Annotated in this window: 22 protein-coding genes; 17 read left to right on the forward strand and 5 right to left on the reverse strand. The window is 46.9% G+C overall.

The genetic code is table 11. The annotated features are described in order from the left end of the window. The first annotated feature begins 56 nt into the window (after nucleotides 1–56). The 3 genes from trpB (at nucleotide 57) to ACFORK_RS01530 (ending at nucleotide 2,711) form a co-directional block, all read left to right on the forward strand. Nucleotides 57–1,217, forward strand: a complete 1,161-nt coding sequence (gene trpB, locus ACFORK_RS01520; RefSeq protein ID WP_379194906.1) for a tryptophan synthase subunit beta — start codon at nucleotides 57–59, stop codon at nucleotides 1,215–1,217. 452 nt (nucleotides 1,218–1,669) lie between these two features. Further along, on the forward strand, nucleotides 1,670–2,059 hold the full coding sequence (locus tag ACFORK_RS01525; RefSeq protein ID WP_379194908.1) for a hypothetical protein: 390 nt from the start codon (nucleotides 1,670–1,672) through the stop codon (nucleotides 2,057–2,059). A gap of 67 nt (nucleotides 2,060–2,126) precedes the next feature. Continuing rightward, nucleotides 2,127–2,711, forward strand: a complete 585-nt coding sequence (locus ACFORK_RS01530) for a TMEM175 family protein (protein WP_379194910.1) — start codon at nucleotides 2,127–2,129, stop codon at nucleotides 2,709–2,711. Nucleotides 2,712–2,716: 5 nt separating this feature from the next. Here the strand turns inward: ACFORK_RS01530 and ACFORK_RS01535 are convergent, their stop codons facing one another. Both ACFORK_RS01535 and ACFORK_RS01540 read right to left on the reverse strand, forming a co-directional pair. Further along, nucleotides 2,717–2,980: a hypothetical protein gene (locus ACFORK_RS01535; RefSeq protein WP_379194912.1), complete on the reverse strand. Its 264-nt coding sequence runs from the start codon at nucleotides 2,978–2,980 to the stop codon at nucleotides 2,717–2,719. 72 nt (nucleotides 2,981–3,052) lie between these two features. Next, nucleotides 3,053–3,319, reverse strand: a complete 267-nt coding sequence (locus ACFORK_RS01540) for a helix-turn-helix transcriptional regulator (protein ID WP_379194914.1) — start codon at nucleotides 3,317–3,319, stop codon at nucleotides 3,053–3,055. Nucleotides 3,320–3,549: 230 nt separating this feature from the next. On the opposite strand from ACFORK_RS01540, the gene ACFORK_RS01545 reads away from it, so the two are divergent. The 4 genes from ACFORK_RS01545 (at nucleotide 3,550) to ACFORK_RS01560 (ending at nucleotide 8,065) form a co-directional block, all read left to right on the forward strand. Then, the gene (locus tag ACFORK_RS01545; RefSeq protein ID WP_379194917.1) at nucleotides 3,550–3,987 is read left to right on the forward strand and encodes a GNAT family N-acetyltransferase; all 438 of its coding nucleotides are present in this window, start codon (nucleotides 3,550–3,552) and stop codon (nucleotides 3,985–3,987) included. A 212-nt stretch (nucleotides 3,988–4,199) separates the two neighbouring features. After that, the gene (locus tag ACFORK_RS01550) at nucleotides 4,200–5,189 is read left to right on the forward strand and encodes a MerR family transcriptional regulator (RefSeq protein WP_379194919.1); all 990 of its coding nucleotides are present in this window, start codon (nucleotides 4,200–4,202) and stop codon (nucleotides 5,187–5,189) included. A 189-nt stretch (nucleotides 5,190–5,378) separates the two neighbouring features. Then, a complete protein-coding gene (locus tag ACFORK_RS01555; protein ID WP_379194921.1) occupies nucleotides 5,379–6,998 on the forward strand; it encodes a sigma-70 family RNA polymerase sigma factor in 1,620 nt (539 codons plus the stop codon). A 251-nt stretch (nucleotides 6,999–7,249) separates the two neighbouring features. Beyond that, nucleotides 7,250–8,065 (forward strand): class I SAM-dependent DNA methyltransferase, encoded by an 816-nt coding sequence (locus ACFORK_RS01560; RefSeq protein WP_379194923.1) that lies wholly within the window; start codon nucleotides 7,250–7,252, stop codon nucleotides 8,063–8,065. Nucleotides 8,066–8,253: 188 nt separating this feature from the next. Here ACFORK_RS01560 and ACFORK_RS01565 read toward each other — a convergent pair whose 3' ends face one another. After that, nucleotides 8,254–8,514 carry a hypothetical protein gene (locus tag ACFORK_RS01565; protein ID WP_379194925.1) on the reverse strand — a complete coding sequence of 87 codons (261 nt, stop codon included), beginning with the start codon at nucleotides 8,512–8,514 and terminating at the stop codon, nucleotides 8,254–8,256. 233 nt (nucleotides 8,515–8,747) lie between these two features. After that, the gene (gene mnmA / locus ACFORK_RS01570) at nucleotides 8,748–9,872 is read right to left on the reverse strand and encodes a tRNA 2-thiouridine(34) synthase MnmA (protein WP_379194927.1); all 1,125 of its coding nucleotides are present in this window, start codon (nucleotides 9,870–9,872) and stop codon (nucleotides 8,748–8,750) included. Nucleotides 9,873–10,196: 324 nt separating this feature from the next. Here mnmA and cymR point away from each other — a divergent pair, with 324 nt between their 5' ends. The 8 genes from cymR (at nucleotide 10,197) to leuS (ending at nucleotide 19,952) form a co-directional block, all read left to right on the forward strand. Further along, nucleotides 10,197–10,616, forward strand: coding sequence for a cysteine metabolism transcriptional regulator CymR (cymR, locus tag ACFORK_RS01575; protein WP_379194929.1), 420 nt, complete (start codon nucleotides 10,197–10,199; stop codon nucleotides 10,614–10,616). 595 nt (nucleotides 10,617–11,211) lie between these two features. Beyond that, nucleotides 11,212–12,486, forward strand: a complete 1,275-nt coding sequence (locus ACFORK_RS01580) for an MFS transporter (RefSeq protein WP_379194931.1) — start codon at nucleotides 11,212–11,214, stop codon at nucleotides 12,484–12,486. 129 nt (nucleotides 12,487–12,615) lie between these two features. Further along, nucleotides 12,616–13,074, forward strand: coding sequence for a 2-thiouracil desulfurase family protein (locus ACFORK_RS01585; protein WP_379194933.1), 459 nt, complete (start codon nucleotides 12,616–12,618; stop codon nucleotides 13,072–13,074). A gap of 527 nt (nucleotides 13,075–13,601) precedes the next feature. Further along, the gene (locus ACFORK_RS01590) at nucleotides 13,602–14,753 is read left to right on the forward strand and encodes a cysteine desulfurase family protein (protein WP_379194935.1); all 1,152 of its coding nucleotides are present in this window, start codon (nucleotides 13,602–13,604) and stop codon (nucleotides 14,751–14,753) included. 97 nt (nucleotides 14,754–14,850) lie between these two features. Then, on the forward strand, nucleotides 14,851–15,372 hold the full coding sequence (locus tag ACFORK_RS01595; protein WP_379194937.1) for a PRC-barrel domain-containing protein: 522 nt from the start codon (nucleotides 14,851–14,853) through the stop codon (nucleotides 15,370–15,372). A 14-nt stretch (nucleotides 15,373–15,386) separates the two neighbouring features. Next, nucleotides 15,387–15,596, forward strand: a complete 210-nt coding sequence (locus ACFORK_RS01600) for a hypothetical protein (protein WP_066364384.1) — start codon at nucleotides 15,387–15,389, stop codon at nucleotides 15,594–15,596. Between the two features lie 229 nt (nucleotides 15,597–15,825). Further along, on the forward strand, nucleotides 15,826–16,893 hold the full coding sequence (locus ACFORK_RS01605; RefSeq protein WP_379194940.1) for an AI-2E family transporter: 1,068 nt from the start codon (nucleotides 15,826–15,828) through the stop codon (nucleotides 16,891–16,893). Between the two features lie 608 nt (nucleotides 16,894–17,501). Then, nucleotides 17,502–19,952: a leucine--tRNA ligase gene (gene leuS, locus ACFORK_RS01610; protein WP_379194942.1), complete on the forward strand. Its 2,451-nt coding sequence runs from the start codon at nucleotides 17,502–17,504 to the stop codon at nucleotides 19,950–19,952. Nucleotides 19,953–20,063: 111 nt separating this feature from the next. Here leuS and comER read toward each other — a convergent pair whose 3' ends face one another. Next, complete coding sequence (gene comER, locus ACFORK_RS01615; RefSeq protein ID WP_379194944.1) at nucleotides 20,064–20,915, reverse strand: late competence protein ComER; 852 nt, start codon at nucleotides 20,913–20,915, stop codon at nucleotides 20,064–20,066. Between the two features lie 186 nt (nucleotides 20,916–21,101). Here comER and ACFORK_RS01620 point away from each other — a divergent pair, with 186 nt between their 5' ends. Beyond that, complete coding sequence (locus tag ACFORK_RS01620; protein ID WP_379194946.1) at nucleotides 21,102–21,857, forward strand: ComEA family DNA-binding protein; 756 nt, start codon at nucleotides 21,102–21,104, stop codon at nucleotides 21,855–21,857. A gap of 106 nt (nucleotides 21,858–21,963) precedes the next feature. After that, nucleotides 21,964–22,482, forward strand: coding sequence for a deoxycytidylate deaminase (locus ACFORK_RS01625; RefSeq protein ID WP_379194948.1), 519 nt, complete (start codon nucleotides 21,964–21,966; stop codon nucleotides 22,480–22,482). The last annotated feature ends 31 nt before the right edge of the window (nucleotides 22,483–22,513 follow it).

Raw genomic sequence — 22,513 nt, forward strand, 5'->3', positions numbered from 1 at the left:
GTTAAGATGGTAGGAGTAATTACCATTCTTATGTCGACTAATGGAGGCGCTTTCTTATGGATCAACAATTGCAGCAAGAGGGTTACTTTGGAGAGTTTGGTGGCAGCTTTGTTCCGCCGGAATTGCAGGAAGTGCTGAGTTATTTGAGTGAGCAATTTAATAAATACAAAGACGACCCAGATTTTAAGGAAGAGCTTCGTTACTATCTCAGTGAATATGTTGGCCGCGAGAATCCGCTGACGTATGCAGAGCGGTTGACCAAAGCCTGGGGTGGGCCGAAGATTTACTTAAAGCGTGAGGATCTGAATCATACCGGAGCACATAAGATCAACAATGCAATTGGCCAGATTCTGCTTGCTAAGCGGATGGGGGCTAAACGGATTATCGCTGAGACTGGAGCGGGCCAGCACGGTGTTGCTACGGCTACTGCTTGCGCTATGTTTGATATGGATTGTGTCATCTACATGGGAGCCGAAGATACGCGGCGCCAGGCCCTTAACGTGTTCCGAATGGAACTGCTCGGTGCAACGGTTGTACCGGTACATAAAGGCCAAGGACGACTGAAGGACGCAGTAGATGAAGCGCTGGATGATCTGGTCCGTAATTATAAAAATACGTTTTATTTGTTAGGATCCGCAGTGGGGCCGCACCCGTTCCCAACGATGGTCAAGCACTTTCAGGCCATTATTAGCGAAGAATCGAAGCTTCAGATTATGGAAAAAGAAGGCCGTTTACCAGATGCGGTAGTGGCCTGTACAGGCGGGGGAAGCAATGCGATCGGTGCATTCGCCCACTTCATCGATGAGCCGACTGTCCGCTTAATTGGCGTTGAGCCCGATCAAGCGCCATCCTTAACCGAAGGTGTACCGAGCGTCATTCATGGCTTCAAGTGTTTAGTTCTGCTGGACGAGGAAGGCCAGCCAAGAAAGACCTATTCGATCGCCGCTGGACTTGACTATCCGGGCATTGGACCGGAGCATAGCCACCTGAAGGTAACGGGCCGTGCTGAATATGCAACAGTTACCAATGAAGAAGTGCTGGCGGCTTTTCAGGAACTGTCTCGCACAGAGGGAATTATTCCTGCCCTGGAGAGCGCACATGCGATTGCACATGCGAAGAAGCTGGCGCAGACGATGAGCCAGGATCAGATCATCATCGTCAATCTGTCCGGCCGTGGGGATAAGGATGTCGAACAAGTGTATCAATTACTCAAATAACATAGCGGATGCATCACTTATATATTAAATGCAGGTATGCAAGACGGAAGGGCGCCCTATCGGGTGCCCTTTGATTTTTCTCTATAGAGGATAGTGCTTTTGGGGCTTTTTTAATGTCAGATCAAGATGGTGAGCTTGTCGGGGAACCTTTGCTTTCATCCACAGAGATTTGAAATACATCGACTAAGATTAGGTAACAACGAGATTCCGGACAGGGCTGCTCATTTTTTCACTTTCTTGTGGTTTGCTTAGTTCTAATAAGTTATTTTTCTTACGCTGGGGATGTGATAATCTGAATGCATGGTAGTTGAGGAAGACTTTTTAGAGTCAGAAGATCAAACCATGAGTGGAAGATGCTATGGTTCTTGGTTCTGAAAAAAATGTTGTAGGTTATATCGATTGTATAAAGAGAAATAGGCGTGTTCTGAAATTTTAATACAGGAGGAATTCAAGTGAGCTATGATTTAATGGCTTTCGAGCCGTCCAAGGCGCCGAAGGAAAGGGAAGCATTTATGGATTGGTATGAGCAGCAAGTGCAATGGTCGGAAGACCATGAATATAATGCTCCTTCCGTTTGCTCCGAGGCGTTACAGCACTTTTACAGTGAGCTGGCGGAACATTTCCCCAATATGAATGCAGATGATGAAATTTTTGAAGCTATGGAGGAAGCTGGAACTGATAACCGCTTGACCGACTACTCGCTTGGTTCTGCCGTCATCTATGCGGCTTTTGCTTATTCCGTTGCTGAGGAGGCCTATACGACAATGCGGGAATTAGCATTAAAACACATGGTGGGCTTTTTTGATGTCAGTAGCGACAACGGTGAAATCGTTTTTCCGTAATATTGCAGCATCCGCTGAACAGATTCGGTGGTTCCCTGAATGAGAAGAGAGGAGAAGGTGAAGTATTTTGAAAGCGAATCGGATGGAAGCGTTCAGCGATGGCGTGTTGGCGATCATAATTACGGTTATGGTGCTGGAATTTAAAGTGCCGGAAGACCATGACTGGTATTCGCTGATCACGCTTGGCCCCAAGGTTTTAAGCTACATCTTCAGTTTTGTATATATTGGAATCTACTGGAATAATCATCACCATCTACTACACATGGTTCGAACGATGAACGGGCGTTTAATGTGGCTCAACTTACTGCTTCTTTTTTGGTTATCCCTTATACCGTTCACGACAGCTTGGATGGGTGAAAGCCATTTTGCAGCAACACCAACGGCGTTATACGGTATTATTTTACTACTCGCGTCGATATCGTACTGGCTGCTTCAGCGCGCGATTATTAACCAGCATCCCGGCGATTCCCCATTGGTTCTGGCGATGGGCAGAGATTTGAAGGGGAAATTATCTCCCGTGCTCTACTTGACCGCATCCTTGACTGCCTATGCGAGTCCTTGGATATCCGGCTTCTTTTTCCTACTTGTGGCATTGATCTGGTTCATACCGGATAAGCGAATTGAGCACGCTCTGCGAGGCCATCAAACTTAAACAGATTAATGCCAGTTACTCGATAATTGCGCTACAGGGGTGTTAGAAAAAGAAGACATTAACCTTCGGGGAAGATGTCTTCTTTTGGTATTCACTTTATATAAGTTCTTATCAACAAATGAAGGCAAGTCGCCCGCAAAGATCACCGTTGGCGTGGCACTGCTGACACAATTGCGTTGGAGTATTAGGAGATTCATCGTTTCCAGTTGAAACACTCCTTCAATACCAAATACTTGAAAAGATTCCTTTGTTTCAATACGATAATTCATAGATTCTGCTCCTTATCGTAATAAGGAAGAAGAGACGAGGAAAAGCTTTAAGTTCAACTCCATTTTGACGTGCTATTGAAGGAGTGACTCCATGAAGCGAATGAAAAGCTCGGGCGATCCATATCCGTATTTAAATGCGATACCGATGATTCTCGTAATATCGCTGTTTTGTAATTCAAGCGCGGCTAAGGTTAACCGCCTACATCGAATATATTCTGCAAGCGTTATATCCGTAATGAATGAGAACATTCTCTGGAAATGATGTGATGAACAACATGCTTTTCGAGCAACCTCAGACAATTCAATCTCCCCGGTCAAGTTCATTTCGATGTAGTCCATAGTCTGATTCATCCTAGTAAGCAATCCATTACTCTACCACCTTTCAATATGAAGTATAAAATAACAGCAATATAAGTGATGGAATTCGTCGTTCATCAGTCTTCTTAAACTGGGAAAATTGTTCGTTGACAAACCTCTCTTGTTTGATTTCATCTGCTGCTTCCAGCGTGTATCTTGGTGTAGCATTTAATGTTTGAAAAATTATATTTTGTACAGGAAGGAAGTTAATCATGCTATTTCGAAAGGCGACTACGACCGATATACCACAGTTAATTAAATTTCGTAAGATATTGCTATGTAATGAGGACAACAGTAGTATGGATGAAACATTTAGAAACTACTTTGATTCCTCATTATCAGACAAGTCGCTCGTTGTATGGGTTGCTGATGATGGAGGAGTAGTTGTATCTGCAGTATGTTTTTGCTTATGTCAATTTGCACCACGATTTGAAAATCCCTCTGGATTGGTTGCATACATGACTAATGTTTTCACAATCCCAAATTACCGTCGACAAGGTATAGTATCCAAACTTGTTAGTGAAGCAATAGACTATTTGAAGGCACAAGGAATTAGAAAAATCCTGCTACATTCGTCTGATATGGCTAAATCGATGTATGAAAGTCTTGGTTTTGTTGAAGGAAAGAACTTCATGTCAATAAATATTTGATTCATTAAAATTAACTGTGCGAGATAATAAGGCTGCAGGGGAACTAGCATCACAAACAACCTTGATTAAAGGATGGCTCTGAAACTAGACCTAAAAACTTGCCGTTTCGTCTAGAGATGGGAATCTTATCATAAGTAACGGCAAGCTTTTACTATATTGACTTTGACGTCGCGGCGTTCTCTACACTTCAAATAAAGGAAAGGAGGCTGCTTATGGAGCTCGTAACCATCAGCGAAGTATCAAGGCATTATCAAGTGACGACCAGAACGCTTAGATACTATGAACAACTAGGGCTTATATCAAGCTCAAAATTAGAGGGCTATGCTTATCGTACTTATAATCAATGTGCCCTCCGGCGTCTTCAGCAGATTATCATTCTAAGAAAGCTCAATATTCCGCTCAAACAAATTGCCAGCATTCTTGAGAATGAAGATGTCAGAGCGACTGTAGAAATTTTTAAAGAAAGAGTCAAAGAGGTAACCGGTAGAATCGATTCGTTGACAACGATCAAGGAAATCATACTTAAGCTCATCGAAGGGCTGGAAAACAGTCACCAGCTTGATATCAATCAAAATATGCTAAACGATGAAGCCCTACTGCGCGAAGTAGCCTCCTTATCCTTAACCTATCTCGATTTGAAGGAGGATAAGTCAATGAAGGATTTAAACAAAGCTGCGGAGACATTACAGACGATTGAAAATGTGAGGATTGTCCACGTGCCGCCCTTTACCGTTGCGTCTAGCCATTTTATCGGGGAAAATCCCGAAGAGCATGCAGGGAAGCAGTTGTATCAGTTCGTACAGGAGAGCCAGTTGTATAACGTGAAGCCGGATGCCCGGGTATTTGGTTTTAATCATCCAAACCCATCTAATGAAAGACCATTCTATGGATACGAGTTTTGGGTTACTATTCCAGAAGAATGGGATGTTCCTGCACCACTTGTGAAAAAGAAGTTTGCTGGCGGGTTGTATGCAGCGCATACGATAACACTTGATAATTTCCAAGAGTGGGAATTGTTATCGCGCTGGGTTTATCAGGATAATCCGAAGGTTGAAGCGAATACTTTGGACGACAATGGGGAGTTTATGAACGGCTTGTTAGAGGAACATTTGAATTATGTCTACCATTGCCATCTTAATCAGCCATGGAATGACCAGAATCAAATTGACCTGCTGTTCCCAATCAAACTGAAAAATTCATAGCTGCAAAAGTGTTTACAGAAACGCATCGGCTCTTGGAGTCGGTGCGTTTTTTACCTGATATTAAAACTTGCGCCACATATTTAGGAAAGACACGTTCCAAGCGAAATTTTTTTCCTCATCTACCCAACCTTTTCCGTTTTCTTTGCAGTATTTAGTTAAGTGCCATTTGATAAGAAGGAGCTTCAAGTGATGGATAAACAACAAGCCGATCGTGTCATTAAGGAATACATCAAGCCGTTGTATGGATTTGCTTTGAACAAAACAGGCAATATCGCCGAAGCGGAGGAACTGGCCGGAAGAATGACGCTGGAGGTTTATCAGGCGCTTCTCAATAAGACGGAGTTTCTCGATCTGAACAGCTACGTCTTTAAGATCGCGCATTATGTGTGGGCGAAATACGTCGGTGAGAAAGTAAAAGCGACCAACCAATTGACGATAGATGATAACGAGGTGATGTACAGAGACGAGGCCTTCGACGCAATCATCCGTCAAGAAACAGCTGGTGCATTGCGGCGGGAAATCGCCTTTTTATCTCACCAGCAACGGGAAATCGTAGTCAAGTACTATTACGGTGGCCTGAAAATCCGCGAAATCGCGGCTGTGATGGAGCTTTCCTGTGGCACAGTCAAATGGCACTTATTCGAAGCGAAAAAGGAGCTAAAACACAAGATGAACACAATCCGATCAATGGGCAAACTCGGCATTAACCCGATCCGTATGACAAATTTAGGACACAGCGGATCCCCCGGCAACAAAGGCGACACCTCCGACTTTCTAGCGACGGCAATCAGACAAAATATCGCATTCTCTGCTTATCACAAACCGCTCACGGTTAATGAAATCGCTGAAGAATTGGGCATTTCACCAGTATTTATCGAAGATGAAATCGAATCACTGGAAGAATACGGATTCATGGATCAATTATCGGGTGGGAAATATCGCACCAATATGTATATTGAAGATCCATCCCAATTGAAAAGTGAGGCATTACACCGTTTGTTCAAAGTGTATGCCGAGATTGTGGCCGAGCATCATTTCAAGCAATTTTTCTCAATGGTCGAATTGTTCCAAGAATCGGGTGTCTACATTCCGAGCGGTGATGTCAATGTACTGTTGTGGAGTCTCATTCCGTATGCCGGTAAACAGTTGAGCTTCAAGGAGCTCAATAAGGTGAGTCATATAGATGTTTCAGTCAGCCGCAAAGACGGTGGCCATTATGCCGCTTTTGCAGCAATCGATAGAAAGTATGACGTCAGCTTTGACCGCCTTCAATATTTCTTTAACGGTGATATGAACCGGGATTCCGATGAACACGGACTGAAGGCATGGCAAGCCGATACCTGGTGGTGTGGCAGACAGGGAGGCTGGAGAGACAATCTAAGTTCGGATTTCATCAACCTGATGCACGTGATTAATGGGAATTTGCCGCAAAACGATGTGAATATTGATGCGTATCGCCGTCTATTCGAGAAGCAGTATCTGCTGCGAACGGAGAACGGACTTGAAGTTAATATTGTTTATTGCAAAGATAAGCAAACAGGAGAACGTCTGCGAGCGGCGATTCCACAACCGTCCGAAATAATCAAAGAAGCTGCAGCGAAGTTGGACCAGGAGGTCTATCGATTAAATCTTGACGGCCAGCCAGAACAAGCTCATAAATATGTGCGCTACTGGTCGCAGAACAGCTTGGCGTCAGGGACAATGCGTGCCTATGTACTCAAACATTTGGTCGACAGCGGCATGTTAAAAATACCTGATCCGCACCGGCAAAAAGGTATTTCTACGATCATGTTCATGAATCAAAGCTAACGCGGGGTTACCACCGCTAAATTAACATCATGCTTTTTGAAGGACGTTCGGTTAACAAGTCGAATTAAGTTAGATTAAGAGAAGGGCCAACCTGCAAAGGATGGCCCTAAAAACTGCGGACCCAGTCCTTCCCTTGGATTGCGTTCATCTTATTGAAAAATGATTGGGTGCGTGCAACGAATTGAATGCCAAGTTGTTTGTCAAAAAGGTTATAATCAATTGATGAATTTTATCGATAGGGGGAACTTGAATTGAATGATTCCGTGCTAAAGTTCTATGATGAGAGTGCAGAAGATTACCATCTTATATTTGTTGATTGGGATCAAGCAATTTCACAACAAGGTGAGGTTCTCGACAAAGTTATCAAATCAAAATTGAATATTTCTAACACGCATAACATTTCACTTCTGGACTGTTCGTGCGGTATAGGTACACAAGCAATCGGATTGGCGAAATACGGCTATAAAGTAAGTGCGACTGATATTAGTCCTGTTTCCGTTAAAAGAGCAGAAAAAGAAGCGGTATCCCGCGGGGTTCATATAAACTTTGGAGTAGCAGATTTTCGCTCGTTAGATAAAGATGTATCGGGATCATTTGATATAGTTCTGTCCGCCGACAATGCTATTCCGCATCTTCTTACAGACGGAGATTTAAATAAAGCTTTTCAAAATATCCATACAAAACTTAATCCGGATGGTTTGTTGTTAGTTACCATAAGAGACTACGATGCATTGGTAAAAGAGAAACTATCAACGACACAGCCGCGTGTTTTCGATGAGGGGAAGAGGATTGTTTTTCAGGTATGGGATTGGGCGGAAGACGGAAAAACGTATACGACTAACCAATTTATCGTGCAAGAAATGAACGGTGAATGGAAAACAACACATAATAAAACTAAGTACAGAGCATTGTTGCGAGAGGATATTAACAAAGCATTGAGTGTGACTGGTTTCAGCGATGTTGAGTGGCATTTCCCCGCTGATACAGGCTACTACCAGCCTATAGTGACCGCTCGAAAATTTTATTCTCAAGTTGCTGCAGTGATGGGGAGCGAAATTGATGAGTAAGAAGATTTACACGCGAAGAAAGTCAGAGAATTTAGAAGAAACCATACGGATGAAAGCATACATGTTTTAAAAAAATATAAGACCAAAAGCTTTGCAAATACTAGGCTCTTTGAATAACTTGAGTTTTGATGTACAGAAGTCCCCCAGAGGGGGATTTTCTGTGTCAACCTTTTTGTGAAATTTAACATTTATTTTAAGACACTATATTTTTTTGTAGTCGCCCGGACTAACTCTTCCTCGCCCCAAACAATAACCCCAACAATTTTTGTTTCCTCAGTTTCTTTTGAAGATATCTCAAGCGAATACTGATTGAAGGCATTGTTCAGAGACTGTCCGATTTGTGAGAATACTATGTATTTTATTTCAGCAGCATCTATCGGCAACAGTTTGATTAATGAATGAAGCTGATTTGTAATAGCAATTGAACGACTTATGTGCTTAATGACCATTATACATGCTTCTCGATTGGAAGATAAAGTAATATTTTCTTGGTATATAAGCTGAACAAAAGATGGTAATAACAAGCGGGGAGGAGCGAAGGTGGATGTTTATATATCAATTCTTTTTAGTAAGGATTAGGGTACGCAAAAAAAGGTGACCAAACGGATTTCTCCGTGGTCACCTTTTTGATGTAGCCCATGTCTATTTGAACTTTGGGCAATGCGTTCTTAATCCGAAACTTTTAGACGATCTGCGTCGCAGGCTCAATCTTCTCCGCATACTCAATCGTCCCGCCGCCAAGGCACTGTTCGCCTTGATAGAAGACAACGGCTTGTCCTGGCGTAATCGCTTTTTGTGGCACGTCAAATGCTACATGCACCGTTCCGTCCTCGCGGGCAGTCAAGGTTACGCCTTGGTCCGGCTGACGATAACGGAACTTCGCTACACATTTCAGCGGCTCCGCGCCGAGCTCTATGCCGTTGATCAAGCTTACTCCGGAGGCTACCAGCCCGGTGGAGTAGAGGCTGTGATGCTTGTCGCCTTGCACTACGTACAGGATGTTGCGGCTCAAGTCCTTCTCAGCCACAAACCATGGCTCGCCATTGCCCGATCCGCCGATGCCAAGTCCTTGGCGTTGTCCCAGGGTGTAGTACATCAGCCCTTCATGACGGCCTTTGACTTCGCCGGTAGCGATGTCGACCATGTCGCCCGACTGGGCTGGCAGGTACTGACTGAGGAATTCACGGAAGTTGCGCTCTCCGATGAAGCAGACGCCGGTGCTGTCTTTTTTCTTTGCAGTATATAGACCTGCTTCTTCGGCAATTCTCCGTACTTCCGGTTTCGGCAGATGACCGATCGGGAACATGGCTTTGGAGAGCTGGTACTGATTCAATGCGTTCAGGAAGTATGTCTGATCTTTGTTGTTGTCGACACCGCGCAGTAGCTTGTACACGCCATCTTCCTCAACCACGCGGGCATAGTGCCCGGTAGCCACATAATCTGCGCCGAGCTGCAGCGCCTTGTTCAGGAATTCCCCGAATTTGATCTCACGGTTGCACATGACGTCAGGGTTGGGGGTGCGTCCAGCCTTATATTCATCGAGAAAATAGGAAAAGACTTTATCAAAGTATTCCTTCTCGAAGTTTACGGTATAGTAAGGGATATCAATCTGCTCGCAGACGCGGCGAACATCCTCTGCATCCGTTTCCGCCGTGCAAACGCCGAATTCGTCGGTATCGTCCCAATTCTTCATGAAGATGCCGATGACGTCATAGCCCTGCTGCTTGAGCAGAAGCGCCGTGACGGAGGAATCGACTCCTCCGGACATGCCGACGACGACACGTGTGTCTTGCTTTGCTTTTGTCATCGTAATCACCATTTCTGTGCAAAATATGAAGCGAACGGGCCGAAGCATTTATGAAACACCCGGCTCAATTTGTATTATAACATACCTGTCTACCACAGACTGTCCATTTTAGGCTGAAATCAGCCAAAAAAGCCCAAAGTCATGACAATTTGTCCACTGGGAGAGAACATTCTTGCAAAAAGTTACGTTTTGTTCTCCAAATGTGGCCGCAGATATGTTAACATAAACTCATAGGAAACATCGGAATACGTTGAAATGTAAGTTTTGTATTACCCGACAAATGATTATACTATAAACAGCAACTAAACCGAAAGAGGTGCCCCTTTGAAAATATCGACAAAAGGACGTTACGGATTAACAATCATGATGGAGCTTGCCATGAAATTCGGTGAGGGTCCAACATCACTTAAAAGCATTGCTGAGAAAAATGGATTGTCTGAACATTATCTGGAGCAACTGATCGCTCCCCTGCGGAACGCAGGTCTTGTAAAAAGTATTCGCGGAGCCTATGGCGGTTACATTCTGTCCCGCGAAGTTGCTACCATCACTGCTGGAGATATTATCCGCGTATTGGAAGGTCCTATTTCGCCTGTCGATTTTACGGAAGAAGATGACCCGGCCAAGCGCGATCTGTGGCTGCGTATCCGCGACAGCATCGCTGATGTTCTGGATTCCACTTCATTGTCGGATCTGATTAACTTCAAAGAAGAGAATCATGCCGATAACTATATGTTCTACATCTAAAGAAATGTTTTAATAGAAGTCCTTCTCAAGAAATTTGGGGAGGACTTTTTTTGCGAGCTAAATCATTCCGTCAGAATTGACAAAGCAAATATATTCAGTGCAATTGAAAATATAATCATCAAGCGGATAAAAGAGTTCAGCTATAACATGTTTTATCGAATCAGCGTAGCTTGAGAAAATTTCCTTCTCTATAATGATAGCTCTACAAAAAACATCCAAAGCAGTAAATAACATTTTCAAATGCTGGGGATTACCTTTATACGAATTCTTTTTAAATAATCTATAATATGTGATTGCAATGTATTAGCCCCCTAGCTCTCATTTATCATGTTCCTTCTATCGGAATCCCCCAGGTACTTTTCAACTATACTCATTCTTTCCCCTGCCTAACTGGTATCTAATGAATATAATTAATCTCAACTAATTTCGGAGGTGTGTTCTTATGCGACAGAGAAACTTGGCTGCTTGTTCACTCACAGTATGGAAAGGAAGAACAGACCGGTAGAACTTTCGCACGGCTTAGACTGGGACTCATGAAGCTGGGATGAACGTGTACGGATGATTCTGCCGTTAATAGAGAGGCGGACCCGGTTTTATGAAAAGCAAGCTAAATGCAAGACATGTGTATTCCTTTATGGGATTTTGGACATCCCTTGCCAATGCCACGATGTTTACTACCTATGCGGTGTATCAGGTCATTACCCTTGGTCTTAGTCCGCTGCAGCTGCTGATGGTGGGTGTGGTGCTGGAGCTAACGGTATTGATTTTTGAAGGGATTACCGGCGTGATCGCGGATGTGTACAGCCGCAAATGGTCGGTGATCATAGGTATGTTCATCTTAGGTGTAGGCTTTGTAGTTGAAGGTAGTGTACAGGCACTGGAGAGCAGTGTTCCGTTGTTTTCGGCTTTTGCGTGGCTGTTAGTGTCGCAGCTTTTCTTTGGCATTGGGTACACGTTCACGAGCGGTGCTGACATTGCCTGGATTGTAGATGAGGTCGGCGAGCAGGAGGCTGGACGTGTTTTTCTGACTGCCAAGCGGCTGAGTCTGTTCGGAACACTGGCTGGTATCGGCATTAGTGTAGGGCTGTCTATGATCCAGTCGAATCTGCCCTATGTGGCTGCAGGCTTGATGTATCTGGTACTGGGATTCTTTCTGATCCGCTATATGAGGGAGACGAAGTTTGTCAGACCGGAGAAGACGGAGGGAACGTCATTTGCACATTTGAAAAGTATGAAAACTGCTTGGTTATCTGGAGCAGGCATGATTCGCCGTCATCCGGTTTTGCTGATGCTACTGCTCGTTACCGTGTTCAGCGGTGCGGCGTCGGAAGGATATGATCGGTTATGGCAAGCACATCTGATTACAGACATCGGATTTCCCGCAGGGATAACGGCCTCGGTAGCGGTGTGGGTTGGATTGATCTCTCTGCTGTCGACACTGGTCAGTCTGCCGGTGGTCTGGCTTGCGGAGAAAAAAATGGATATCAACAGCCGGCCGCTGATCGTCTTTAGTCTGATTGTACTGACTGCTTTACGGATCGGGGCAATCCTGCTCATGGCATTTGCTCCCGGCTTCGGATGGGCGCTTGCCGCTGTGCTTCTGCACGATACAGTCATGACCCTGAACGGACCGATTTACAATACATGGCTCAATCAGCACGTCGAGAGTAAGTCACGGGCAACGGTGATCTCGATGATGAGCCAATCCGATGCCCTGGGTCAGTCGGCGGGCGGACCACTGGTAGGCTGGATCGGCAATCGTTTGTCGGTTCGGGCCTCCATCGTCACTTCAGCAGTATTGCTAATGCCAGTTCTTGGGCTATTCGCCAGACAAATCCGAGCTCGGACATCAGAAAAACAGGGCGGTTAAGGCGATTTTCTGATATACTTGACAATACAGTGTTGCTCAAACAAAACGGGCACTGTCCCTTATGGGACGGTGCATCCGTTTTTTCTTGCGCCTCCAAGGCATTATATTTTATGAATAGAGGTGTGCCGGGTGATTCTGGTAAGCTCATGTTTGGCAGGAATGAAAGTAAGATATAACGGCACCGATTGCTTGCATGGAAGCATTCAGAAACTCCTGGACGAGAATAAGGCTGTGGCGGTCTGCCCAGAATTGCTGGGCGGCTTCTCTACCCCACGGGAGCCGGCTGAGATCGTTGGCGGAGACGGGTACGATGTGCTAGAAGGAAAGGCCCGAGTGATGGACAGGTCTGGAGTCGATGTGACTGAGCTGTACCTTCGTGGCGCGCAGATAACGCTGAACAAGGCTCAGGAGATCGGAGCCACCATGGTTGTGCTGAAGGAGAACAGTCCGTCTTGCGGCAGCGCAATGATCTATAACGGTGAGTTTTCAGGTGAGAAGATTGCCGGGGATGGCGTCACCACTGCACTTCTGCGTAAGCATGGTATCACCGTGTTCTCCGAGGATAATCTGGCCGGCCTGTTTGAGTGATCGATAAAAACATATAAGCCGAACAAATGAAATGAACAAAAAGCGAAGATGAGCGAACGAAGAAGTTAGAACTGTAGGCGCAAAGCTCTCGCCTGGAAGCTTTCCGTAGAAAGCTAGCACCGGAACACAGACTTTTTGAAAGATTTCAATTACTAGAAGCGGTATATCCCCTTCATCAGTAGTCTTAACGGTGAAAAAGAGGGCTATCTCCCCAACTAATGGCATTTTTGCACCTTATTTTTCCTTGATATAGGCAAATGGGGGGAATAAGGGCATTATTGTATCTTATTTCTCGAAAAAAGCACGCTGGACGGGTATTCTGGGAGAATTAAGGTACATTATTGCACTTAATTTCCATTAACCCTTAGCTGTAGAGGATTTAAGGTGCAAAAATGCCTTTAATTACACTTCGATACTTCTTATTAATGTGTTCTAGATTTGCAATAACTTTTTTTGGCAAATATCCGTCTTCGGCGTTATAATCAAATCATCAATTCCCATATTTATAGAAGTGGAGAACTTTAGCTATGAAATCCATCTATTTGGACCATGCTGCCTCAACCCCGATTCATCCTGAGGTAGCGAAGGTCATGCTGAATATAATGACAGAAAGCTATGGCAATGCGTCCAGTGTGCACCAATTCGGGCGTTCGGCCAAAAGAATTTTGAACGGGGCGCGTGATTCCATCGCGGCCTTTTTGGGCTGTTTCCCCGACGAGTGGGTGTTCACTGGTGGAGGAACAGAGAGTGACAATCTGGCATTGTTCGGTGCTGCGGCTTCTTCTACTGACAAAGGTCGTCATATCATTACCACGATGATTGAGCATCATGCAGTGCTGCATACCTGCGAGGAACTGGAGCATCAAGGGTATACGGTTACTTATCTACCTGTTGATGAGACAGGCCTTGTTTCTGTAGCTGATGTAGAGGCCGCTTTGCGTGAAGACACCGTGCTGATCAGTGTGATGTATGCCAACAATGAAGTGGGCACTGTTCAGCCGATTGCAGAGATCGGCCGGTTGGCTGGGGAGCGGGGTATCCTGTTTCACGTCGATGCGGTTCAGGCGCTAGGAGCGCTGCCGATCAAGCTGCGTGAGCTTCCTGTGGATTACATGAGCTTCACCGCTCACAAAATAAATGGCCCACAGGGGATCGGCGGTCTCTATGTACGGCGCGGTGCGCCGGTGCATCCAAGGCTGCACGGCGGTTTGCAAGAACGTGGCCGGCGTGCAGGCACAGAGAATCTGGCTGGCGCAGCCGGGTTCGCGAAGGCGGTAGAGCTGGCGGTTCAGGGGCAGGAGCAGCGCAGCGCGAAGGCGCTGGAACTGCGGAAGCTGCTGCAGGATGAGCTGACCCGTTTGGTTGGAAACGAGGGATTCGTGGTGAACGGGAATTCCGAACATTTTCTACCGGGAATATTGAATGTGAGCTTTCCGGGGGTTCGGACCGATGTCATGCTGATGAACCTGGACATGGAGGGAATTGCCGCAGCCAGTGGCTCGGCCTGCACCTCAGGATCACTGGAGATTTCCCATGTGCTGCAAGCGATGAAGCTCCCTGGGAATCTTTTGGACACGGCGATTCGTTTTAGCACGGGTTTGGGTAATACTACTGAAGAAATAGAGCATGTTGCCCAAAAAGTTGCAACCATTTTGAATCGGCTGCGTAGTAGAGACTAGGCATTTTTGCGGTTCTGATATGGAGTGATGGAATTTGGGCATCCGGCTCGTTGGAATTCCGAATAACACTTCACAATCAGGGGGACCAGGAACAGCCATGAAACTTCAGGATATGATCGGCCTTGCTGTATTTGAGGTAGAGGAAGGTCAGGTAGTCGGAAAAATTGTCGATATTCTAGTGGATTCAAACTGGAAGATTACGGGTATTGAACTGGAAAGCAAAACTTTTTTCACCAATCATGTGAAAGTTGTGGCATGGAACGAAATGATCGCCTATGGCGAGGATGCTGTCATGATTCGCAGTAAAGAGTCGATTGAAAAGGCAGAAGCTGACCACATACCATATACTTTTCTTCTGGGCAAACGTAAATTGAAGGATTTGCAGGTTATTACTGCAGCCGGAACGATACTGGGCCGGATCTCCGATGTTTATTTTGACCAAAAGATGGGAAACACAATAGTAGCGCTGGAAATCAGTGACGGACTTGTGACTGATTTGATCGAAGGCCGCAAATGGCTGCCTTGTTCTGAAGAGATGTCTATCGGTGAGGATACCGTCATGGTGCCCGCGATGAGCGAAGAACGGCTACAGAAAGCCATTAATATTGTTAACGGATAGGTGGAATATTTATTATGAAGTGTCCAAACTGTGGCTCTAAAGATATTGGCAAGATCGGCTCGCATCAATTTTATTGCTGGGGCTGCTTTATTGAATTAACGGTGAACGGGGAGAAAATGTCCGTGTACCAGGTGGAGGAAGACGGTACGCTCAGCTCGCTTGACGACCTCTTTCCCGGAGAAGAAATCGCCCAGGATTTCCCGCAGATTCACGCCTCTTCCTAAGCCTTCATTGGAGTTGGTCTGAATAGCGGTACATAGGTCATATAACGTCAATTTCCTTTCAGCGAACCAAAGCTGCAGGGTTATTGGCGTTTTTTGATTTTTCGGACTCTTTTGGGCCGAAGAATAAGCCTTATTTTGGCGCGGCTGGAGTAGAAGCGATTATTTTACTGCGGTAGAACATATACTTATGTACGTAGCCAGTCCAGTTATACCGCAGGAGGTCGCACTCATGGAGCAATGGTCCCAAAGTAAATGGTTCCGCTGGATGATCGGGGTGCTGCTCTCTCTGATCATTTTGTATTTTGTTTGGTTGCTTCGTCCGATGTTGATGGGAATTTGGATGTTTTTAAAAGCAATTCTGGCGCCGTTTCTGGCAGCCATGATTATTTCTTATGTGCTTAATCCTGTAGTCAGCATGCTGGCCGGACGGAAAATGCCGCGAAGTGTCGCTGTTCTGCTCATATATGCCGTATTTCTAACAGCAATTGCCGTCATGGCGATCAATTTGATCCCCATGTTCATCGAGCAGTTGGAAGAATTAAACGAGCATCTGCCGGAAATGACACTCCGTGCCCAGAGCTTGATGAGCGGTATGAACTCCAAGCTGATTCCGCCGGGTGTGGAGATGGGGATGAACAATTGGTTTTTTCAACTGGAAAATCGTTTGGCAGAAGGGATCTCTAACTTTCTTGATAATATCGGCTCTACCATCAACGTGCTGTTCAATGCCTTTATCGTACCGTTTCTTGTTTTCTACATCCTTAAGGACTTTGAAGTGTTTGAACGGACAATTGTGTCGTGTCTACCCCGGTCGCGTAGGAAATCAATTGTTACCCTGTTCAAAGATATCGATGAGGCGCTAGGAAACTATATTCGCGGTCAATTTCTGGTCTGCATAATTATTGGAGTGTTTGCCTATATTGGCTATGCGATCATCGGAATGCCGTATGCGTTGCTATTCGCCAGCGTCGTTGCGGTGTTTAATATCGTGCCCTATATGGGACCCTTTCTCGGCGCAGCACCGGCTATTGTGATGGCTTCGACCGACTCGCTGAAGCTGGTGCTATTGGTTGCACTGGTGAACACCCTGTGCCAGATTGTGGAGAGCAACATTATTTCGCCTCAGGTTGTGGGCCGAACGCTTCATCTGCATCCACTGCTGATTATTTTTGCCTTGCTGGTCGGGGGCGAGGTGGCCGGGATGCTGGGATTGATTCTGGCAGTGCCTTTTTTCGCGGCGGCCAAGGTTGTCATTCAGCATTTCGTGGCATACTATATCAGAAGAAAGCCGGTGTAGATGTGGTTAATGATTGACTACAGGCAGGGCTATTGTATATAATGTTGTGGAATATTACGATTCAAATCTTGAATAGCTGTTCAATGATGAGGAGTATTAGTTCCGAGTAGACCGTTATTGCAGAGAGCCGGCACAAGGGTGCGAGCCGGTTGACGGAAAGGAATGAACTCACCTCGGAGTAACGATGCAAGCCGCAGAAGAGATGCGTTCCCCAGGGGGAGCATCACAGTGTGTGAACCATCGTCGCCTCACCCCCGCTAAAGGGTGCAAAGTGAGTGGCCGGTAAAGCATATCCAGCCGCTAACTAGGGTGGTACCACGGGAATTCAGACCTCTCGTCCCTAGCGATTATACGCTAGGGATGGGAGGTTTTTTTGAAAATATAAGGATTTATAAGTTTTACGCTTATAAACCACCCTTATATTTCTCGCTGAAACGGATGCCGTCACTTAGCGGACGGTTAAGTCGTTTCTACTTGAATATAAGAATGTATATGCTTCGTGCAGTACATACGGCTTATATTTTTTTACGAGAAACGCAGGTCTTCCTCTTCAAGGGGAAGGCACAGCCGTTTCTACTGATTAGCAACACTCCAAGGAGGGGCATGACATGAGCGACAATCAACCAAACAACACAGCCGCTGGCGGCTACCGGGCACAGGCCATTGAACCGAAATGGCAGAAATACTGGGATGATCACAAGACCTTCAAGACTGGTGAAGAGTCTGGAAAACCGAAATTTTACGCACTGGATATGTTTCCGTATCCTTCAGGTGCAGGGCTGCACGTAGGCCATCCGGAAGGCTATACGGCAACTGATATCGTCTCCCGCTACAAGCGTATGCGTGGTTACAATGTATTGCACCCGATGGGCTGGGATGCGTTCGGTCTGCCAGCAGAACAATACGCACTGGATACCGGACAGGATCCGCGGGAATTCACATTTAAGAACATTGATAACTTCCGCCGCCAGATCAAGTCCCTGGGCTTCTCGTATGACTGGGATCGCGAGATCAGCACAACAGACCCTGAGTATTACAAATGGACGCAATGGATATTCATTCAACTCTACAACCGTGGACTGGCTTATGTAGACGAAGTGCCTGTGAACTGGTGTGAGGCACTGGGCACAGTTCTGGCGAACGAAGAAGTAATTGACGGTAAAAGTGAGCGCGGTGGCCACCCTGTCGTGCGCAAGCCGATGCGTCAGTGGATTCTGAAGATTACAGATTATGCTGAGCGCTTGCTGGAGGATCTGGAAGAACTGGATTGGTCCGAGAGCATCAAGGATATGCAGCGCAACTGGATTGGCAAATCGACCGGTGCGGAAGTGACCTTCGCCATCGAGGGCCACGAGTCCAGCCTGCAAGTATTTACGACCCGCCCGGATACTTTGTTCGGAGCCAGCTACTGTGTACTGGCGCCAGAACATGAACTGGTGAACGTAATTACTACCGAGGCACAGCGTGCAGCAATTTCGGAATACCGTGAGAAGGCTTCGCGTAAGAGTGACCTGGAACGTACCGATCTGGCAAAAGAAAAGACCGGCGTATTCACAGGTGCTTATGCTGTAAATCCAGTGAATGGTGCACAAGTGCCGATCTGGATTGCGGACTATGTGCTGGCAGGTTACGGCACAGGCGCCATCATGGCGGTACCAGGACACGATTCCCGCGACTGGGAATTCGCGAAGCAATTCGGTCTGAACATCGTTGAAGTGGTACAAGGCGGTAATATCGAGGAAGAAGCTTACGCAGGAGACGGTCCGCACGTCAATTCCGAGTTCCTGAACGGCTTGAACAATGCAGACGCCATTGCCAAGATGATCTCCTGGCTCGAAGAGAACGGCAAGGGTCAAGGCAAAGTGACGTACCGTCTGCGCGATTGGCTGTTCAGCCGTCAGCGGTATTGGGGTGAGCCGATTCCAATTCTGCATCTGGAAGACGGCACAATGAAGACTGTACCGGAGGATCAGCTGCCGCTGATGCTGCCGCATGTCGATGTCATCAAGCCGTCTGGCACAGGAGAATCTCCGCTGGCTAACGTGACCGAATGGGTAGAGACTGTTGATCCGGAGACCGGTATGAAGGCACGCCGTGAGACCAACACGATGCCTCAATGGGCGGGCAGCTGCTGGTACTACCTGCGCTATATCGATCCGCACAACAATGATGAGATCTGTTCGCCAGAGAAGCAGAAAGAATGGCTTCCGGTGGATCTGTACATTGGCGGAGCCGAGCATGCGGTACTTCACCTCTTGTATGCCCGTTTCTGGCACAAGGTGCTGTACGATATCGGCGTAGTGGATACCAAGGAACCGTTCCACAAGCTGGTGAACCAGGGAATGATCCTGGGTAACAACAATGAGAAAATGAGTAAATCACGCGGTAATGTCATCAACCCGGATGAGATCGTGGACGCTTATGGTGGTGATACACTGCGTGTTTATGAAATGTTCATGGGGCCGCTGGAAGCGACCAAGCCATGGAACGAGAAGGGTGTGGAAGGGATTCATCGCTTCCTGTCCCGTGTATGGCGCCTGTTCGTGAACGAGGACGGAAGCTTGAGCAGCAAGATTACAGCTGATGGCGGTACGGATGAGTTCAAACGGACCTGGAACAAGACGGTGAAGAAGGTTACTGAGGACTTCGAGCACCTGCGCTTCAACACGGCGATCAGCCAGCTGATGATCTTCATCAACGACGCCTACAAGCAGGACACAATCTCCAAGGAAGCAGCCGAGAACTTCGTACAAATGCTGTCGCCGCTGGCGCCTCACTTGGCAGAAGAGCTTTGGCAGCTGCTGGGTCATGAAGATGGCATCAGCTATGTAGCTTGGCCAAGTTATGATGAGGCATGGACTGTGGATGCTGAGGTTGAGATTGTCATTCAAGTCAATGGCAAAATCGTACAACGCGCTCTGATCCCGCAGGATATGGGCCAGGATGAAATGCAGGCTCATGCGCTTGCGCTCCCGAATGTGAGTGCAGCCGTTGAAGGCAAGACTGTACGCAAGATTATTGCCGTTCCAGGCAAGCTTGTAAATATCGTAGTGGGTTAAGCGAAGAACGTAATATTACCCGCAGCATCGGAGTGATCCGTGCTGCGGGTTTTATTTTGCAGAATAAGGGGTGACGCTGTCTGAACGAGGCTTGTTTAAGTAGGGGAATTACTAGCTATCAGGTGAGTCCTGGGGAGTATCGTCCAATCCGAAGAGCAGATTCAGCTTGTCGACATCCTCGTCATATTTGTCATGGGTTGTAGCGATCAGCTGCTCGAACACACCATTTAAACTGAGACGCAAATGGTTCAGAGCTTCTGCTGTAATCCCACCGGGAACGGCAACCCGTTCCTGTAGCTCCTGCGGGCTGAAGTTTCCTTCAGTCAGTAGCTTGCCTGTGCCAAGCAGCATTTCACCGGCCAGACGACTGATTAAAGTCCCGTCAATACCGGTTGTAACGACAGCGGTATCGATCCAGCGCTCGATGAAATAGCTTAGAAAAGCAGGTCCGCAGCTGGAGAAATCAGAAGCAATCCGGGTATGGGCTTCGTTGATCTCTATAGGAACGCCGATAAATGACAGAAGGCTGAGCAACTGCTGCCTGTCTTCCGTATTTAGGCGACTGCCAAAGATGCAAAGAGATGAGCCGCTCTTGACGCAGTGCGTAATGCTAGGGATGACTTTGGCGATTTTGGACGGTAGAACGCCTTCCAGATGATGAAGTTGCACAGGGCTAGTAATGGAAACCACGATTTGCTCTTCTGTTAAGATCGAGCCGATCTCATCTGTCAGCGTTTTGAATTCCAGGGGCTTCACGCATATAAAAAGGATATCGCTTCCGCTAGCAGTCTCGCTGTTGCTCTCGCATAGCTTGATTCCAGGATGCCGCTCTTGAAGCTGCAACAGCCTGCCTGTGCTGCGGTTGCTGGCTAGCACCTGACTTGGCTCAAGTGCACCGGAGGAAATGAACGCGTCAATCAATAGACTGCCCATGCTGCCGGTTCCGATAAATCCTATCTTCATCCTAAGGTTCCTCCTTTCCCATGTTGCTTTTTTGAGGAATGACATGAATTCTCTTCGTTATATGTATGCAGAGTAGCCTTGGACACATGACAGGTTTTGTTTAAAAGGGCAAGTGTTTATATTGCATGGGTTGTATTTATATTCAAAAAAACGAATAGAAGGATACAAAGAAGGGAGTGAAGTTAGGTGAATAAAGGAACAATCATCGGTGGAATAGCCGCAGCGCTTATAGGTAGTGGTTTAATATGGGCCGCGAGCGGCAGTAGTTCCGGTATAGCCGGTTGGGAGACGCTTAATGTCAGTATGGGGCAGGCTATTGGGGTCGCTGTTCAGGAGGAAGGAAAAGTGCCGGCTGGTGAAAAAGGTGGACAGGACAAAGGGGCTTTGGCCGAGTCTGTTCAGCCAGGGGCAGAAGCCGCTTCGGTAGCCGCACCTGTAGCATTGGGGAACGCAACTGATGCGGGGGCAAATATAGGGGCGGCGCTGCCTGCAGGGGCTGCAAATGCCACAAATGCCACAAATGCTACAGATGCTGTGAACGTTGCAAATGCTGCAAACGATACAAATTCTGCAAATGCAGTTTCTCCGTCAGGGCAGCAGGCCTTTGTAGAGGGACAAGCGCCGGGCCAGCCGGGTGGTGGAGCGAGTGGTGGAGCGAATGGTGAAGCGGGTGCTGGAGCAAGTGCTGGGGCAAGCGCCGCAGCACTTGCAGCTGCTCCCCCTGTCCCTCCACCCGCTACCCCCGCTTCCGGACTGATCAATGTAAATACGGCAACCGTAGCAGAATTAATGAATTTGCCAGGAATTGGGGAGAAGAAGGCGCAAGCCATTATCGATTACCGTAACAGTAAAGGTTCTTTCCGAGGTGCGACAGACCTGGGCAAGGTTAAGGGGATCGGACCGAAGGTGCTGGAGAAACTACGGCCGATGGTGGCCTTTTAATCATACTCTCCAAGGGTAGATGGCACTTCTTGTCCTAGTGGACACATGCGGTGATGTGCTACAATAGTAAACAAATATTTTGAAGAAGAGAAGATGGAGATGGAAGATGACTGGAGTCAAACGCAAAAACTGGGATACCTACTTTATGGACATTGCTTGCATGGTTTCAACCCGTTCGCGTTGTAATCGTCGTCATGTCGGTGCTGTACTAGTGCAGGGCAAAAAGCTGCTCGGAACCGCCTATAATGGCGCACCGATGGGAGTGCCGGATTGCTCGGAGGCCGGCTGTATGGTCTCGGAGACGGTTGAGATGGCGGTTGTGGACGGTGTCGAGACGATGGTCAAGAAGCAGCGCTGTATTCGCACTATTCATGCCGAACAGAATCTGCTGCTGTTCACCGATCGGATTGACCGTGAAGGCAGTACCGTATATGTCACCGATGAGCCTTGCTGGACCTGCGCCAATATGCTGGCCAATAGCGGGATTGTAGAGATCGTGTACTATCGTCCTTACCGAAAGGATATGGAGAAAGTACGGGCCATGATGGCCTCTAAGGGGATTATATTCCGCCAATTGGAGAGCTATGAGCCACCGCCGGAGACGATGATCACGGTATCGGAATAGGCTGGAAACTACGAATTAACTAAGTAATGAG

Origin of the sequence: Paenibacillus sp. GCM10012306, from assembly GCF_042649265.1 — a bacterium.
In the GTDB taxonomy this organism is placed as follows: Bacteria; Bacillota; Bacilli; order Paenibacillales; family Paenibacillaceae; genus Paenibacillus_AQ.